General features: G+C 63.4%; 18 protein-coding genes and 1 tRNA gene. 8 read left to right on the top strand and 11 right to left on the bottom strand.

From position 1 onward, the window contains the following. The first annotated feature begins 11 nt into the window (after positions 1–11). Complete coding sequence (locus ACLGGT_RS00300) at positions 12–1,235, top strand: MFS transporter (protein ID WP_151979910.1); 1,224 nt, start codon at positions 12–14, stop codon at positions 1,233–1,235. A gap of 8 nt (positions 1,236–1,243) precedes the next feature. Here the strand turns inward: ACLGGT_RS00300 and ACLGGT_RS00295 are convergent, their stop codons facing one another. The 3 genes from ACLGGT_RS00295 to ACLGGT_RS00285 form a co-directional block, all read right to left on the bottom strand. Then, positions 1,244–2,614 carry a glutamate--cysteine ligase gene (locus ACLGGT_RS00295; RefSeq protein WP_008280351.1) on the bottom strand — a complete coding sequence of 457 codons (1,371 nt, stop codon included), beginning with the start codon at positions 2,612–2,614 and terminating at the stop codon, positions 1,244–1,246. A 63-nt stretch (positions 2,615–2,677) separates the two neighbouring features. Further along, a complete protein-coding gene (locus ACLGGT_RS00290) occupies positions 2,678–3,205 on the bottom strand; it encodes a hypothetical protein (protein ID WP_008280350.1) in 528 nt (175 codons plus the stop codon). Beyond that, positions 3,202–3,933 carry a 16S rRNA (uracil(1498)-N(3))-methyltransferase gene (locus ACLGGT_RS00285; protein WP_008280349.1) on the bottom strand — a complete coding sequence of 244 codons (732 nt, stop codon included), beginning with the start codon at positions 3,931–3,933 and terminating at the stop codon, positions 3,202–3,204. The genes ACLGGT_RS00290 and ACLGGT_RS00285 overlap by 4 nt, the downstream gene beginning before the upstream one ends. An 11-nt stretch (positions 3,934–3,944) precedes the next feature. Here ACLGGT_RS00285 and ubiA point away from each other — a divergent pair, with 11 nt between their 5' ends. The 3 genes from ubiA (at position 3,945) to ACLGGT_RS00270 (ending at position 7,212) form a co-directional block, all read left to right on the top strand. After that, on the top strand, positions 3,945–4,910 hold the full coding sequence (ubiA, locus tag ACLGGT_RS00280; RefSeq protein ID WP_151979519.1) for a 4-hydroxybenzoate octaprenyltransferase: 966 nt from the start codon (positions 3,945–3,947) through the stop codon (positions 4,908–4,910). A 62-nt stretch (positions 4,911–4,972) separates the two neighbouring features. Beyond that, positions 4,973–6,880, top strand: coding sequence for an OmpA family protein (locus ACLGGT_RS00275; RefSeq protein ID WP_081506567.1), 1,908 nt, complete (start codon positions 4,973–4,975; stop codon positions 6,878–6,880). After that, complete coding sequence (locus tag ACLGGT_RS00270) at positions 6,877–7,212, top strand: hypothetical protein (RefSeq protein ID WP_008280346.1); 336 nt, start codon at positions 6,877–6,879, stop codon at positions 7,210–7,212. The genes ACLGGT_RS00275 and ACLGGT_RS00270 overlap by 4 nt, the downstream gene beginning before the upstream one ends. Before the next feature lie 127 nt (positions 7,213–7,339). Here ACLGGT_RS00270 and ACLGGT_RS00265 read toward each other — a convergent pair whose 3' ends face one another. From ACLGGT_RS00265 to ACLGGT_RS00245, 5 genes are all read right to left on the bottom strand, one after another. Further along, positions 7,340–7,816, bottom strand: coding sequence for a copper chaperone PCu(A)C (locus tag ACLGGT_RS00265; protein WP_081506566.1), 477 nt, complete (start codon positions 7,814–7,816; stop codon positions 7,340–7,342). A gap of 43 nt (positions 7,817–7,859) precedes the next feature. After that, on the bottom strand, positions 7,860–8,207 hold the full coding sequence (locus tag ACLGGT_RS00260) for a hypothetical protein (protein WP_437194795.1): 348 nt from the start codon (positions 8,205–8,207) through the stop codon (positions 7,860–7,862). Between the two features lie 102 nt (positions 8,208–8,309). Continuing rightward, the gene (gene rpmB, locus ACLGGT_RS00255; RefSeq protein WP_008280343.1) at positions 8,310–8,600 is read right to left on the bottom strand and encodes a 50S ribosomal protein L28; all 291 of its coding nucleotides are present in this window, start codon (positions 8,598–8,600) and stop codon (positions 8,310–8,312) included. Positions 8,601–8,887: 287 nt separating this feature from the next. Beyond that, positions 8,888–8,963, bottom strand: a tRNA-Ala gene (locus tag ACLGGT_RS00250). Positions 8,964–9,047: 84 nt separating this feature from the next. Further along, complete coding sequence (locus tag ACLGGT_RS00245; protein WP_008280342.1) at positions 9,048–9,374, bottom strand: TIGR02300 family protein; 327 nt, start codon at positions 9,372–9,374, stop codon at positions 9,048–9,050. A 113-nt stretch (positions 9,375–9,487) separates the two neighbouring features. Between ACLGGT_RS00245 and ACLGGT_RS00240 the strand changes: the two genes are divergently transcribed. Together ACLGGT_RS00240 and ACLGGT_RS00235 are read left to right on the top strand one after the other, a co-directional pair. Beyond that, positions 9,488–10,180 carry a M48 family metallopeptidase gene (locus ACLGGT_RS00240; protein ID WP_375553234.1) on the top strand — a complete coding sequence of 231 codons (693 nt, stop codon included), beginning with the start codon at positions 9,488–9,490 and terminating at the stop codon, positions 10,178–10,180. A gap of 30 nt (positions 10,181–10,210) precedes the next feature. After that, on the top strand, positions 10,211–10,858 hold the full coding sequence (locus ACLGGT_RS00235; RefSeq protein WP_437194794.1) for a GntR family transcriptional regulator: 648 nt from the start codon (positions 10,211–10,213) through the stop codon (positions 10,856–10,858). A gap of 4 nt (positions 10,859–10,862) precedes the next feature. Here the strand turns inward: ACLGGT_RS00235 and cbiB are convergent, their stop codons facing one another. From cbiB to ACLGGT_RS00220, 3 genes are read right to left on the bottom strand one after another with little or no spacing between them, the layout of a single operon-like run. Further along, entirely contained in the window at positions 10,863–11,744 is an 882-nt protein-coding gene (gene cbiB, locus ACLGGT_RS00230; protein WP_437197381.1) for an adenosylcobinamide-phosphate synthase CbiB, read from the bottom strand. Between the two features lie 14 nt (positions 11,745–11,758). Then, positions 11,759–12,703: a threonine-phosphate decarboxylase CobD gene (gene cobD, locus ACLGGT_RS00225; protein ID WP_437194793.1), complete on the bottom strand. Its 945-nt coding sequence runs from the start codon at positions 12,701–12,703 to the stop codon at positions 11,759–11,761. Positions 12,704–12,708: 5 nt separating this feature from the next. Then, entirely contained in the window at positions 12,709–13,089 is a 381-nt protein-coding gene (locus ACLGGT_RS00220) for a DUF1636 family protein (protein WP_198385575.1), read from the bottom strand. Positions 13,090–13,323: 234 nt separating this feature from the next. Here ACLGGT_RS00220 and gpmI point away from each other — a divergent pair, with 234 nt between their 5' ends. Further along, positions 13,324–14,838, top strand: a complete 1,515-nt coding sequence (gene gpmI / locus ACLGGT_RS00215; protein WP_151992570.1) for a 2,3-bisphosphoglycerate-independent phosphoglycerate mutase — start codon at positions 13,324–13,326, stop codon at positions 14,836–14,838. Continuing rightward, positions 14,835–15,974: a murein hydrolase activator EnvC family protein gene (locus tag ACLGGT_RS00210; protein ID WP_081506559.1), complete on the top strand. Its 1,140-nt coding sequence runs from the start codon at positions 14,835–14,837 to the stop codon at positions 15,972–15,974. Before gpmI ends, ACLGGT_RS00210 begins: the two co-directional genes overlap by 4 nt.

The following is a 15,974-nucleotide window of genomic DNA, read 5'->3' as shown; positions in this document are numbered from 1 at the left end:
ATCGTCGCGCCATGAACGCCGATACCGCCCTTCTCGACAGCCGCTATGCCTGGACACGCCTTGGCGTGTCTTTGGCCATTGCCATGATCGGCAATGCCGGTATGTGGTCCATCATCGTGGTCATGCCCGCCATGCAGGCCGAGTTTGGCGTCGACCGCGCGGCGGCCTCTATGCCCTATACGCTGACCATGGTGGGGTTTGCGCTGGGCAACCTTGGTATCGGGCGGGTGGTGGACCGTTTTGGTGTCACGGCGGCGCTGATCGGGTCAGCGCTTCTGATCTCCACTGCGACGGCCCTGGCTGCGATGAGTCCCACGGTTTTGTTGCTCTCGACGCTTCAATTCATGATCGGTTTTGGATCTGCCGCCAGTTTCGGGCCGCTGATTGCTGATGTCTCGCTCTGGTTTCTAAAGCGGCGCGGGATTGCTGTGGCGATCACCGCCAGCGGCAATTACCTGTCAGGGGCAATTTGGCCGGTGATCCTTGCCGGTATTCTGGCAGAGCAGGGGTGGCGGGCGGTTTATATGGTGCTGGCGGTCGTCACGGTGGCAGGGGTGATCCCGCTTGCGCTGTTGTTGCGACGCCGGGTGCCTTTGGCGGCGCGCGCCCATGCTGACAGCCTGTCTTCGGCCCGTGCTGGGGCGACGGGGCTGTCGCCGCGCACTCTGGCCTTGCTTCTGGGCCTTGCCGGGGTGGGCTGCTGCGTGGCGATGTCGATGCCGCAGGTCCATATCGTAAGCTATTGCGTTGATCTGGGTTATGGCCCTGCCGTGGGGTCACAGATGCTGTCGCTCATGCTTTTGGGCGGGGTTGCATCGCGTCTGGTCTCAGGCCTGCTTGCGGATCGGTTGGGGGGCGTGCGCACGCTTTTGATCGGTTCGGCGCTGCAATGTCTGGCGCTGTTCCTCTACCTGCCCTCGGGCGGGCTGACCTCGCTTTATGTCGTCAGCCTTGTCTTTGGCTTGGCGCAGGGCGGCATTGTGCCCAGCTATGCGGTGATCGTGCGAGAGTATATGCCCAGTGCCGAGGCTGGGCGGCGCGTGGGATTTGTGATGATGGCAACCATCGCCGGGATGGCGATTGGCGGCTGGATGTCGGGCTGGATTTATGACCTGACCGGCAGCTATCACATGGCGTTTCTCAACGGCATTGCTTGGAATTTCCTCAACATCGGGATCATGGTTCTGATCCTGATGCGCACCCGGACCAGAACGGGCAACCCGCTGCCGGCCTGAACAGGCGGTTAATAGCTGTAGTCAGCGTAAATCCGGCTAAGATCACCCGCCCAATCGCTATTATACCGGTCGAGCAATTCATCCGCCGGGGCCTTGCCGGTCTCGACGCTTTCGCGCAGCGCATTGAGGAAATGCGTCTCGTCGGGGATCATGCCGCCGCCGCCCGACCGCGCGCGCGCCTTAAGGCCCGCCTCAGAGATGTTGAGAACCTCGCGGGCCAGTTCGTGCATGTGGATGTCGCCCACCCGCGCCTGAAGCCCGTCCACACTAGCCGCCACCCGCAGCGCATCGCGCGTCTCGGCATCCCAGCCCTTGCAGACGTCCCATGCCGCATCAAGTGCGGATTGGTCATACATCAACCCCACCCAGAAGGCAGGCAGCGCACAGAGCCTGCGCCACGGGCCACCATCGGCCCCGCGCATCTCCATGAATTTCTTGATCCGCGCCTCGGGGAAAGTGGTGGTCAGGTGATCCGCCCAATCGCTCAGCGTTGGTTTCTCGCCGGGCAGGGCAGGAAGCTCACCGCGCAGGAAATCGCGGAACGACTGCCCCAGAGCGTCGATATACTTGCCGTCGCGATAGACGAAATACATCGGCACATCGAGCGCGTAATCGGCATAGGCCTCAAACCCGAAACCCTCTTCGAACACAAAGGGCAACATGCCGGTGCGCGCGGGATCAAGATCGCGCCAGACGCGGGCGCGCCAGCTTTTGTGCCCATTGGGCTTGCCCTCGAAAAACGGCGAATTGGCGAAAAGGGCTGTTGCCACCGGCTGCAAGGCCAGCGCCACGCGCAGTTTCTGCACCATGTCGGGTTCCGAGGAGAAATCGAGATTGACCTGCACGGTGCAGGTGCGGCGCATCATGGTGCGACCCATGGTGCCGACTTTCTGCATATAGCTGTCCATCAGCTTGTAGCGGCCCTTGGGCATGAGCGGCATGTCGTCATGCATCCAGATCGGGGCAGCACCCAGGCCGATAAAGCCCACGCCCACCTTGTCGGCGATGTCTTTGACCTCGCGCAGGTGGTCGTTCACCTCGTCGCAGGTTTGGTGAATGGTCTCAATCGGCGCACCCGAAAGCTCTAGTTGACCGCCCGGCTCGAGGCTGACATTCGCCCCGTCCTTTTCCAAGCCGATGAGCTTGCCGCCCTCTTCTACGGGCGACCAGCCATGCACATCGCGCAGGCCTTCAAGCACCGCCAATACGCTGCGCGGCCCCTCGTAGGGAATGGGACGCAGCGTGTCCTTGCAATAGCCGAACTTTTCATGCTCGGTGCCAATGCGCCAATCTTGCTTGGGTTTGCAACCACTTGCCAGATATTCTGCAAGTTGCTCATGGCGTTCGATCGGCCCGCCGCCGGATTGTGGGATAGACATATTCGGGCCTCCTGATCAGGGCATTGTCTCGGGCGACACAGTTGGCGGCAAACACACGGACTGTCAATGCAGCCTAAGGTGCGAGACCGCGCTTTGCGGGTTCTGCCAAATCACGGTTGGGTGATCGGGTAGGCGGCGCATCTGCGCCAGCATATGTTCGGTGCGCAGGCCGGGCAGGGCGGCGAAGGCGTCAAAGAGCGCTTCGGCCCCTTCGGCGTTGAGCGGGATATGCAGCGCGGGCGCGCCATCTATGCTTAGCACCCAATGTGGCGGCTTGCCTGTGGGATCGAGCGTGAGCGCATCAAGATCGCGAATGGCCACCACGCCCCCCGTCAGAGGCCCGAAATAGGCGACTTGCCCCTCGTCCACCTGCACCACGCCGGGGCCGCCCGCGCCTGCGCGAAATCGCGCGCGTTGCAGCCCCATCACCAGTACTGCCCCGGCAAGGATCAAAAGCGCGTAGCCCAGCCATTGCAAAAGGCCATAGCTGCCAATCCCCCACCAAAGCCCAAGTGCTGCTAGCCCGACACCGCTGAGCACTTCGCGCCAGCGCCAGAGAGCAGCGCGCGCTTGCGGGCGAATAAAGCTCATGTCCAATCCCCTAAAGCGCGTTGCCAGAGCGTCATTGCCGCCACCGCCGCCGTATCGGCGCGCAGGATGCGAGGCCCAAGGCTGACGGCATGCGCCTGCGGCAGCGCCGCGAGGCGCGCGCGCTCGGCCTCTGAAAACCCGCCCTCGGGGCCGATCAGGATGGCCCAAGGCGCGCCGCGCGGCAAATCACCGGCAAGCGTTGCCGCGTGGCCCGCCAGCCCCTCATCGCAAAACATCAACTGCCGGTCCTTGGGCCAGTCTGCAAGCATCCGGTCAAGGCGGTGCAGATCGCCGACTTCGGGCACAAAGGTGCCGCCGCATTGTTCTGCGGCCTCGACGGCATGAGCCTGAAGGCGGTCCTGTCGGATGCGTTCGGCATTGGTGAACTCGGTCTGAACAGGGATGATCCGCGCTGCCCCCATCTCGGCGGCTTTTTCGACGATGAAATCGGTCCGCGCCTTTTTGATCGGGGCGAACAAGAGCCAAAGATCCGGCGGATCGCGCTGAGGGGCTGTCTGCTCTGCCACCTGCAACACCCCGCCGCGCTTGCCTGCCTCGATCACGTCGGCGCGCCATTCGCCGTGCCGCCCATCAAAGAGCAGCACAGCATCACCGACGCCTTGTCGCATCACCCCAAAGAGGTAATGGGCCTGTGGTTGCGTCAGAGGAATGGTTTGCCCTTCCCCCAACGGGTGCTCTACATAAAGCCTGATCTTCGCTGCTTTCATGGGGCCAACATATGACCGCAAAGAACCAGACGCCAGAGGCCACGGGACAGGTGGCCGATGCCTATGCGGGCAATTGGGTGGACCGATTGGCCCCTGCGGCGACGCGCCCCTATTTGCGGCTGAGCCGAGCAGATCGACCGATTGGCACATGGCTATTGCTTTTGCCCTGCTGGTGGGGGCTGACGCTGGCGATGCTGTCAGATGGGCAGGCGGGGTGGCATGATCTGTGGATCTTCATCGGCTGTGGTCTTGGTGCCTTTCTTATGCGCGGGGCGGGCTGCACCTGGAATGACATCACCGACCGGCATATCGACGGCTCTGTCGCGCGCACGGCCTCGCGGCCTATTCCTTCGGGGCAGGTCACGGTGCGCGGCGCGCTGATCTGGATGGCGGTGCAGGCGCTGATTGCATTCGGGATTCTGCTGACGTTCAACACCGCCGCAATCGTGCTTGGCATACTCTCGCTCTTGCCCGTCGCCGTCTATCCCTTTGCCAAGCGGTTCACCTGGTGGCCGCAGGTCTTTCTGGGTCTTGCCTTTAACTGGGGCGCGCTTTTGGCCTGGACGGCCCATAGCGGACGCCTCGAGATACCTGCTGTGATCCTTTATCTCGCGGGTATCGCCTGGACGCTCTTTTATGACACGATCTATGCCCATCAGGACGCCGAGGATGACGCCCTTATCGGGGTGAAATCCACGGCGCGGCTCTTTGGCGACAATTCCCCGCGCTGGCTGCGGTGGTTTTTGGTGGCGACTGTCTCTTTGATGGCGTTGGCGGTTATTCTTGCGGTGCCGGACGCCCGGATGACGGCGCTTCTTGTGGCGCTCTGCGGACCGTGGATGATGGGCTGGCATATGCAAGGCCAGATGCGCCGCTTGCGGTTGGACGATACCGCGCGCTTGCTTCACCTTTTCCGGTCCAATCGCGATGCAGGTCTCTTGCCTGTGCCGTTTTTCGCCGTCGCTTGTCTGCTGTGATTGAACTCAGGTCGCCGCACGCCTAAAGACGTGGGCAGCACTCATAAATTGGCTATTGCCCGATGCGTTTATCATCTGCCTTTACGATCGCCGGAACCTTTGTCGGGGCAGCGGTGCTTGCGGTTGTTGCCGCAGGCTTTGCTGTGAGCGCCATCGAAGACAGCTCTCGGCGGGCGGTGCGTGACACGTTGGACCGGGTTGGATTGGTCTGGGCCGATGTCGATACGGACGGGCTGCAACTCTTTCTGGCGGGCACTGCGCCCTCTGAGGCGTTGCGGTTCAAGGCGCTGTCGCTGGCGGGCACGGTGGTTGATGCAGCGCGGGTGATCGACCAGATGTTGGTGCAGGATGCGGCCGATATCGCGCCGCCGCGCTTTGCCATCGAAATCCTGCGCAACGATAGCGGCATTTCCTTGATCGGGCTGGTGCCTGCGGCCACGGACCGAGATAAGCTTTTGGCGGATATCGCGTCTGTGACCGATGACGTCCCGGTGGCCGACCTGCTTGATTCCGCAGATTACCCGTATCCAGAGACATGGCCCGCAGCGCTGCGTTATGCGGTGCGGTCGCTGGGAAAACTGCCGCGCGCCAAGATTTCCGTGAGCGCGGACAGGGTCGAGATCAAGGCCATGGTTGACAGCACAGAGGCACAGCGCCGGATCGAGACGGATCTGGCGCGCACGGCCCCGGACGATGTGCGCCTGGCGCTCGCAATCTCGGCACCGCGGCCAGTGATCACGCCGTTTACCCTGCGGTTCGTCATCGACGAAACAGGCGCGCGATTCGACTCCTGCTCTGCGGATACCGAAGAGGCGCGCGATGGTATTTTGCGCGCTGCGGGCAAGGCTGGCATCCAGACCAAGGCCGACTGTGTGGTCGGGATGGGTGTGCCCTCGCCCCAATGGTCGCGGGCGGCAGAACTGGCCATCGCGGCGGTCGCGGACCTTGGCGGCGGGACGGTTACGTTTTCGGATGCCGATGTAGCGCTTTTGGCGCCCGAAGGCACGGCGCAGAGCCTCTTTGACGATGTGGCGGGCAAACTTGAGGCCGATCTGCCCGAGGTTTTTGCCCTTACTGCCACGTTGCCGCCGCCGCCCGATGCCGCGCAGCCCGCAGCGCCAGAGTTTGTGGCCACTCTGTCGCCCGAAGGTCAGGTTCTGATTCGGGGCCGGGTGGGCAGCGAGACCAGCCGCGAGACGGTGCGTAGTTTTGCCAAGGCGCGGTTTTCGTCAGATTCGGTGCATCTGACGGCGCGGGTCGCCGAGGGTTTGCCGCGTGATTGGCCGATCCGCGTTCTGACCGGGCTTGAAGCCTTGTCCTATCTGTCGAACGGTGTCGTAACCGTCACGCCCGATAATATAGGCGTTAAGGGAAATACGGGCCGCAAGACTGCCAGTGCGGAAATCGCGCAGTTTCTTGCGGAAAAGCTGGGCGAGGCAGAACAATACTCTATCGACGTGACGTATAAAGAGGCCCTCGATCCTGTGGCCGGGCTTCCGACGCCAGAGGAATGCGAGGCGCAAATCGCTGGGATCCAAGCAGAGCGCAAAATCAACTTTGAGCCGGGATCGGCCAAGATTGACGCCCAAGGGGCGGCCATCATGGATGACATTGCCGATGTGCTGAAAAAATGCGGCGAGGTTCGGATGGAAATCGGCGGCCATACCGATAGCCAGGGTGGCGAGGATATGAACGCGCAACTCAGCCTCTCGCGTGCGCGCGCGGTTCTGGACGAATTGCGCATGCGCCGCGTGCTGACATCGAGCATTGACGCCAAGGGCTATGGTGAGAGCGTGCCCATCGCTGATAACGAGACCGAAGAGGGCCGCGAGACCAACCGCCGTATTGAATTTCGCCTGATCCGCCCCGAGCCACTGCCAGATGAGCAAACAGCGCTTGAAAGCCTTGAAGAACCGGGGGAAGAAGGTGCAGAGGCAGAAGAGACCACGCAGGATACGCCAACCGAATGAATAGAACCGAATTCATCATCGCAACCGCCATCGTTCTTTTCGTGGCGTTCTGCATGGGCTGGTTCGCCAATTGGCTGGTACATCGCTTTATCCGCGTGCCGGGATCGGATGTAGGGGAACTGGAGCGGTTGGCGCAAGAACTGCACGAGGCCGAAGAAACCCGCGATCAGGCGATCACCTATCTGCAACAGCGTGAGGCGGAGTTGACCAATCAGATCAGCCAGACCGAGGCAGAACTGGCCGCCACCATGGACGGTCTGCGCGAGGCGCGCTATGAGGCGGAACAACTGCGCGCGCATCTTGAAAAGATGGCTGGTCGCGCCGTCGGCTGATATTTTAGCGACGTTCGGCAGGGCCTGATCAAGCAAAAAAAGTGTTTCGGCGTTCCAATGAACAACCGAAACACTTTGAAGGCGATCAGAAATTTGCGTTGCGATGCCTTACGAGGGCCTAAACCGGTTAGTGTTTGGTCCCGTGCGCTTTGCCGTGGCCCTCTTCTGGTTTGCGCGCCAGATCGACGGGCACGTCGACTACGATCTCGCCGGATTTCTCGAACACCAGCGTTATCGGTATGATCTTGCCTTGCTCAAAGCTCTCGGTGAGGCCCATCAGCATTACATGCGCGCCGCCGCGTTCCAACACCAGCGTCTCACCTGCCGTGATGGCAAAGCCTTCTTCGACATGCACCATCTTCATCACGCCGCTCTCTTCGATGTGGGTGTGCAACTCGACCCGTTGCGCGGCGGGCGAGACCGCGCCGATCAGGCGGTCATCAGCATCGCCGATATTCTCGATCAGCATGAAGGCCGCGCCGGTCTTGGCCGTGGGGCTGGCGCTGCGGGCGTAGGTGTCAAGCACTTGGATTTCTTGGGCCAGTGCGGGCACGGCAAGGATGGTTGTGGCGAAGGCCGCCAGAAGGGTGGATTTGAAGGACATGGGTCGCTCCTTGAATGTCTGAGTTACGGTCTGAAATTGGCTGTCAGACCGCCACAGGCGGTGCCCGTGCGACATTCGGGGGCAGGCTGCGCATCGCAGCATGGCGTTCCACTGTGATTGTGCTGATCCGCCGCTCTGACGCCAGCCACAGGCCAAGGGCAGGGGGCGCGTCCAGCACAACGGCAAAACCGGGCAAGCAATCGGGGCAGAGGTGGGGCGTTGCAAGGGGCTGCCCCTCTGCGTCCACCGCGACTGTGATCGGCCCTGTGCCGGTGCAGAGCACAATCTGGCCTACGGGCTGTGCCATGCCGCGTGCCACGGCAAGGCTCTGGCTTGTAAGGGCCAGAACAAGGCAGAGGGCCAAGGCCAGGATCGGGTGCAGTGGTCTCATCGGCCAGAGGTATAGGCCTGCGCGCCCGGCATGGGCAAGCGACAAAAAAGCACAGCCCCGCCGGTTGGGCAGGGCTGTTCGCGAAACAGTTTACGCTTTGGTTCAGGCGGTTGCAGCCTGCGCCTTGGCAATCTCTTTCTTGACCTTCAGAGCGGAGGCCGACAGCTCGTCGTCCTTGGCTTTGGCGAGAAACGCATCGAGACCACCGCGATGGTCGACGCTGCGCAGAGCATGCGCCGAGATCCGCAGCTTGATGCCGCGATTCAGGGTCTCGGATTGCAGGGTCACGTCGTTGAGGTTCGGCAGATACCGACGACGTGTCTTGTTGTTGGCGTGGCTGGAGTTATTGCCAACCATCGGGCCTTTTCCGGTCAGTTCACAGCGGCGCGACATGAGATCATCCTCGTTCTTGCTGAGGGCGCGTGCTGGCCCTTCTTAACACAAACGGGCACCACCACAGGCAGCGCCCCGAATTCCATTTGGCGTCTTTAGGCTCAAAGCACAGGCGCGTCAAGGGATTCTCGGGCCGAATTTGCCGCAATCGGGAAGCTTACCCTAACGTTCTGGGTCTCGAGCCTGTGGTCGCCGTTGGCGAGGCTGTCCGGCCCAAAACCGAGACGGCGACTGCAAGGTCGGTCTTTTGGTCGAAGGCGGTCTACTATCAGTGGATGACGGGGAATTGGTGGAGCCTAGGGGGATCGAACCCCTGACCTCTTGCATGCCATGCAAGCGCTCTCCCAGCTGAGCTAAGGCCCCAATTCCATGGCCGCATTGGGCCGTGCGCCGCTCTCTAAGCAAAGCGGCGGGCGGGATCAAGTGGAAAATCCCGCCCTCCGATCATTAAAGATCGTTGTCGTCCGAGGCCACGTCGGCGATGTCGTCGAGCGACACATCCTCGTCCTCGTCATCCTCGAGCAGATCATCATCCAGCTCGACATCAACGTCATCATCATCCAGCAGATCCGCATCATCATCAAGGATGCTCCCTGCCTTCAGTTTCTTCGTTTCCGCATCTTCAGCGTCCGGAGCCATCGAGCGCGATTTGTGCGACGACAGTTCCACCACCTCGCCGGTGTAGGGACTGACGATCGGGTTCTTGTTCAGGTCGTAAAAGCGTTTGCCGGTTGTCGGGCAGATACGCTTGACGCCCCATTCTTCCTTGGGCATGGGTGATCCCCTTTGAATCTCTGGTCTTGTCGACGATCCGCGTCCCCTGCCATAACATTGAATGGCTGTCAAAGCCTTTGACGGTGACACCCGGACCCCGAGCAGGAGCGCATATGGGCCATCACATGCTGACGGGCAACCCCCCGGTTGCCCTCACTTTGCGCCACAGCGCGCGCGCGCGGCGCATTTCGCTGCGTGTGTCGGGGCTGGACGGGCGTGTGACCCTGACGATTCCGCGCGGTGTAAGCGAGGCAGAGGCTTTGGCCTTTGCCCGGTCGCGGGCTGATTGGCTGCGCGGTCATCTGGAGGGGCGGCCGGGGCAGATGGTTGTGGGCATTGGCTGCGATCTTCCGGTTGAGGGCGAGATATTGCGAATCGTGCCGGGCAGTGGGCGGCGTGTTCAGCGCGCGCCGGGGCAACTTTGTGTGCCGGGGCCAGAAGAAAGTGCTGCGGCGCGTCTGGAAGGGTGGCTCAAAGCGCGGGCGCGGGATCGGCTGGCGGCGGCCTCGGATCATTACGCGGGCCTTTTGGGGCGGCGCTATACCCGGCTGACCCTGCGCGACACGCGGTCGCGGTGGGGGTCTTGTTCGGCCTCGGGGGCGCTGAGCTATTCTTGGCGGCTGATCCTCGCGCCGCCCGCTGTGTTGGATTATGTGGCGGCGCATGAGGTGGCGCATCTGGCGCAGATGAACCATTCGCCCGCGTTCTGGGCCGAAGTGGCGCGGCTGATGCCCGAGTATGAAACGCGGCGCGCCTGGCTTCGGCGCGAAGGCGGGGCGTTGCACCGGTATCGTTTCGGCAATTGACCTAAGCGCAGTTTGTGATCACATGGGCGCATGCTTTTGCCGCCACGCCCCGATCCGTCTCCGTCTGCGCATGACCGCGTCTATCGCGGTCTGCGGTCGCGCATCATGCATGGCGAGATTGCTCCGGGGCAGGCACTGACCCTGCGGGGAATTGGCGCAGAGTTCGGCGTGTCGATGACGCCTGCGCGTGAGGCCGTGCGCCGTCTTTCGGCCGAGGGTGCGCTGACCATGTCCAGCTCTGGCCGCGTGTCTACGCCGGAACCCAACAGCGAACGGATCGAAGAGCTGGCGGCGCTGCGTGCGCTGATCGAGGTGGAACTGGCCAGTCGCGCGCTGCCGCGGGCGCATATCGCGCTGATTGACCGTCTCCAGAGCATCAACGCCCGCGTGTCTGAGGATATCGCCCGACAGGACGCGGTGGCCTATATCCGACGCAATCTGGAATTTCACCGCACGCTCTATCTGCGCGCCCAAGCGCCAGCCATGTTGGCGATGGCGGAAACCGTATGGCTTCAGCTTGGCCCGACCATGCGGGCCCTCTATGGCCGCCTGCGGCGCAAAGACCCGCCGCATTATCACCGGTTGATCATCGCGGCCCTCAAGGCAGGGGATGAGCCGAGCCTGCGTCTTGCGGTGCGCTCGGATGTCACCCAAGGTCTGAAGATGCTGATCGGCTAAGGCGTCAGATCAGAAGCGTCGAGACCGCCACCAAAGCCAGAGCCGCGCTCCACGCCCGCCAGAGCGCGCCGCAGGCGGCCTCAATCTCTGCCGCGCCGATGTCACGTTGCCCGGTCGCGTTCACATAGGGAAACTCTTGGCGCGTGCCGTGGTAAGAGCGGGGGCCGGACAGGGCCACGCCCAAGGCCCGCGCCATCGCGGCCTCGGGCCAGCCGGCATTGGGCGAGCGGTGTTGGCGCGCCTCGCGCGCGACCTGATCCCATTGCCACCAGAGCCCGTGAGTGGCGAGGATCAGCGCGGCCGTCAGGCGTGCGGGTGCCAGATTGAGCAGGTCGTCGAATCGCGCCGCCGCCCAGCCAAAGGCCTCATGTCGCGGTGTGCGATAGCCGATCATGCTGTCGGCGGTATTTGTGATCTTGTAGAGCATGAGCCCCGGCAGCCCCCCGATCAGAAACCAGAAGGCAGGTGCGATGACCCCGTCGCTGAGGTTTTCAGCGGCTGATTCGATGGCCCCGCGCGCCACATCCGAGGGCTGCATCGCCGCCGTGTCGCGCCCCACGATCTGTGCCACCGCGTGCCGCCCGTCGCCCAAGGAAATACGCAAGCCCCGCGCCACGGCTGCCACGTGATCCACAAGCGAGCGTTGCGCCAAGAGGATCGCGGCAACGATGACCTCGACCACAGGGCCAAGTTGCGCCAAGGCCCATCCGAGCCCTAGGGCCAAGACCCCGATCCCGGTCATGGCCGCAATACCCCGCGCGCGCCGCGCCACGCCGCGGTTGAGCACCCGGTCGCACCAGCCCACTGCACGCCCCATCAGAACCGCCGGATGCGGCAGCCGATCCCAGAGCCAACGTGGTTCGCCCAAGGCTGCATCGAGCAGCATTGCCCATACAAGGATCACAGCGCCGCCTCGAGCCGTGCCCAGCCATCCGGCCCCGGCAAGCCCAGACGGATCAGATCCTCTGCATAGGGAAACACCCGGATGAGGATGCGGTGTTTCGCCAACCGCTCGTGCCACGCCTGCGCAGAGTTGACCCGGTATAGCCGGAACAGCGCACAGCCGCCGACCGCCTCGGCCCCGGCGCGCCACATCAGCGCGTCGAGGTGCGCGGCCTCTTCATTCAGGCGCACCCGCGTTTCGCGCGCCCAGTCGGGATCGTTGAGTGCCTTTGCCCCGATTTCCAGTGCCGGGCCAGAGATCGGCCATGGCCCAAGCATGTCGGCCAACTGATCCACCTCGGCGCGTGCGCCGATGGCGAAGCCAAGCCGCAGCCCCGCCAGCCCCCAGAACTTGCCGAAGCTCTTGAGCACGATTGTGCCCGGTGTCGTCGCATGGCGCACCAGCGTGCGATCCGGGGCCACGTCGCAGAAACTCTCGTCGATCACCGTCAGGGGAGCGGTCAGATCTTGCGCCCCGTAGAACTGTCCCGTGGGGTTGTTGGGATGCACGATCACCCGCGCGTCGATGGGCGCATCGGTTGTGCGGGTGTCGATCACCTGCCAGCCATGGGCGCGAAAGCTGGCGGCGTGTTCATTGTAGGTGGGGCCGGGGATGTGCACCGAACCGGGCGGGCGCAGCCCCGGCAGGCGCGCGATCACAGCAGAGGCACCGGGCGCGGCCAGCACCGCCGCCTCATCGGGCACCTGCCAAAATACCCGTGCGGCCGTGGTCAGCGCCTCTTGCGCGGCGCGGTCGGGCAGGGCGGTCCAAGCCTCGGGGGATGTGATCTCGACCGGGTAGGGCAAGGGGTTGATCCCTGTCGACAGGTCAAGCCAATCGGCCCGCGCCCCGCCATAGTCTGCCCGCGCCGCGTCAAGGCCGCCGCCGTGATCCCGGTGCATGGGTCTTAGACCTCTGGTTCGGTGGGCAGAGGGGGGTGTCGGGTTACGAAATGCCCCTTTACCCCCTGCGGCCATTGTTTGTAGGGCACTTGCCCTGTCGCGCTGTCGGCATGCAGCGCGGCATAGGCGACAATCGCTTCGGCGGCGTCACTCTCGGGGGTGAAATCGCCCAAGGTATAGGCCAGCTTGCCCGCGCTCTGAATGGCGACGTTACAGCCCTTGCCGCAGCCCATGAGACAGGCCACCCGGCGCGTGCGGACGTTGGGATGGCCTTCTGCCGCGCGCTCGACGAGGGCGGCAAGATCTTCGCCATGCGGGCGGCTGTGCGTGGCGGCGTCCCAATCCTCGCGTTTGCAGGTGTCGCAGATGGTGATCCAGGTTGTCATTTTGTGCCTTTCCTTGTCCGCTGGCCCGTTCAAGCGGAATTCCGCCGCCTTCGCAAGCATCCTGAGGGGGCCGCCTGCGTGACGTTGGACCGTAGCGCTCTGATAGAGCGCGGCACGAAGACGAACCGCGCGAGGCGCGACAGGTTTCCGCCGGATTGCGGCGCGATTGCAAAGCACCTTCACCCTGCGGTCCCGACAGGCTAGAAGGCGGCAACACGAAGGTCAGGAGAAAGCATGCCGAAACCCGTCGTCCTGTGCATCCTTGATGGTTGGGGGCTGAGCGACAGCCCCCATGCCAATGCGCCGCATCTGGCGCAGACGCCTGTTTTCGACCGGTTGATGGCCACGTGCCCCCATGCCACATTGATCACCCATGGCCCGGATGTGGGCCTGCCGCGCGGGCAGATGGGCAATTCCGAGGTGGGTCACACCAATATCGGCGCGGGGCGCGTTGTGGCGATGGATCTGGGCCAGATCGACCTGTCCATTGACGATGGATCCTTCTTTTCAAACACCGCCTTGCAGGGCTTTATTGCCAAGATGAAGGCGAGTGGCGGGCGCGCACATCTTCTGGGGCTGATGTCAGATGGCGGGGTGCATGGGCATCTCAATCACATCGCGGCGGCGGCGCGTGCCCTGACCGAAGCGGGCGTGCCGGTTCTGCTTCATGCCCTGACCGACGGGCGGGACGTGGCCCCGAAATCGGCGCGGGTGCAGTTGGAGGCCTTGCGCGACTTGATGCCGCCGGAGGTGCGTATCGCCACCGTCACGGGGCGCTACTTTGCCATGGACCGTGACAACCGCTGGTCGCGCGTTCAAGAAGCCTATGAGGCGATTGTTTCAGGGCGCGGCCTGCGCTGCCCCGATCCGCGGATGGCAATCACCAATGCCTATGCGCGGTCCGAGACCGACGAATTCATCACCGCGACGGTGATTGGCGATTACGCCGGCGCGCGAGATGGCGATGGTCTCTTTTGTCTCAACTTTCGCGCTGACCGTTCCCGCGAGATCCTGCAAGCGGTTGCCGATCCGGCCTTTGCCGCATTCGAGCGGGGAGAGTGTCCGCAGTGGGCGGCGCTGCTTGGGATGGTGGAATATTCCGAGGCGCATACTGCGTGGTTCGATACAGTTTTTCCCTCGCGCGACATCGTCAACACTCTTGCTGAATGGGTGGCGCAACACGGGCTTTGCCAGTTTCATCTGGCCGAGACCGAGAAGTATCCGCATGTGACCTTTTTCCTGAACGGGGGCAAAGAGCAACCGGAGCCGGGCGAGGATCGTTACATGGCCCCCTCGCCCAATGTCGCGACGTATGATCTCAAGCCCGAGATGTCCGCCGACGAGGTGACGACCCGGCTGGTCGCGGCGATCCGAGGGCGCTATGATCTGATCGTGGTGAACTACGCCAATCCCGATATGGTCGGCCATACCGGCGATCTCAAGGCGGCTATGGCAGCCTGCGAGGCTGTGGACCGAGGGCTTGGCAAGGTTGTCGCGGCGCTCGCAGAAGTGGGCGGCACGATGATTGTCACCGCGGATCACGGCAATTGCGAAGTGATGGTCGATCCTGAAACCGGCGGGCCGCATACCGCCCACACGCTCAACCCCGTTCCAGTGATTTTGTTGGGTGGGCCAGAGGGGGCAGGCCTGCGTGCGGGGGGGCGGTTGGCGGATCTCGCACCGACGGTGTTGCAGCTGATGGGGCTGCAACAACCGGTGGAAATGACCGGGGAGACCCTGCTGACATGAGGTTTTTGCCCACCTGTTGCGCTGTATTTCTGCTCTGTGGCACGCTTTCGCCCGCTTTGGCGCAGGACCCTGCGGCTGCAGCACGGGCGGCCAGTGAACAGCTCAGCCTTGCCGCCGAGGCCCTGGCTGAGGCAGAGGGCGCACAGAACCGGGTCAAGGCCCTGACCCAAGTGATTTCGGCCTATGAGGATGGGCTTGAGGCGATGCGCGACGGGCTGCGCCGGGCGTCACTGCGCGAACAGGCGCTTGGGGCGGAATTGCAGGCGCGCGAGGCCGAGATTGCCCAGTTGCTGGGCGTGCTCTCGGGCATGGGCAGTGCGCCGGTGCCGGTGCTGCTGATGCATCCATCGGGGCCGGTTGGCACGGCGCGGGCGGGTATGATCCTGTCCGAGGTTGCACCGGCGCTGGATGCGCGCGCGCTCGAACTGCGCGACAAGGTGCAGGAGTTGAGCGTGTTGCGTGTGCTTCAGCAAAGTGCGGCAGACAAGCTGCAAGAGGGGCTGGAAGGCGTGCAAGAGGCGCGCACCGCGCTCAGCACCGCCATGGCCGAGCGCACAGACCTGCCGCGCCGCTTTACCGAGGACCCGGTCAGGACCGCGTTGCTGATCGCCTCGACCGAGACGCTGGAGGGGTTCGCCAGTGGTCTCAGCGAGATTGCGGTAGATGAGGCACCCGGTAGCCTACCTGATATCACGGCGCGCAAAGGCGCGCTTCCGCTGCCTGCCGAAGGGGTGATCCTGCGCCGCGCGGGCGAGGCAGACGCCGCCGGGATTGCACGCCCCGGCATTCTATTGGCCACGCGCCCGCGTGCCCTTGTCACTTCGCCCAGTGCCGCGACCGTGCGCTATCGCGGTCCTTTGCTTGACTACGGAAATGTGATCATTCTGGAACCACAGGCGGGGATTTTGCTGGTGTTTGCGGGCCTTGATGTTGTTTATGGTCAGGCAGGGCAGGTCCTGCCGGGCGGTAGCCCAGTGGGGCTTATGGGGGGCGCGGGCACCGAAGGTGATCTGCTACTTGCCGCCAATGTGCAGGATACGGGTGCCAGACGCACGCAGACGCTCTATATTGAGGTGCGGCAAGACAATTCTCCAGTGGACCCGCTCACGTGGTTCAAGACCGATAAGGATGGTTGA

The organism is Roseovarius sp. MS2 (assembly GCF_051447875.1).
In the GTDB taxonomy this organism is placed as follows: Bacteria; Pseudomonadota; Alphaproteobacteria; order Rhodobacterales; family Rhodobacteraceae; genus Roseovarius; species Roseovarius mucosus_A.
The sequence above is the reverse complement of the archived record's forward strand: the minus strand, read 5'-3'. Positions and strand labels throughout refer to the sequence as shown.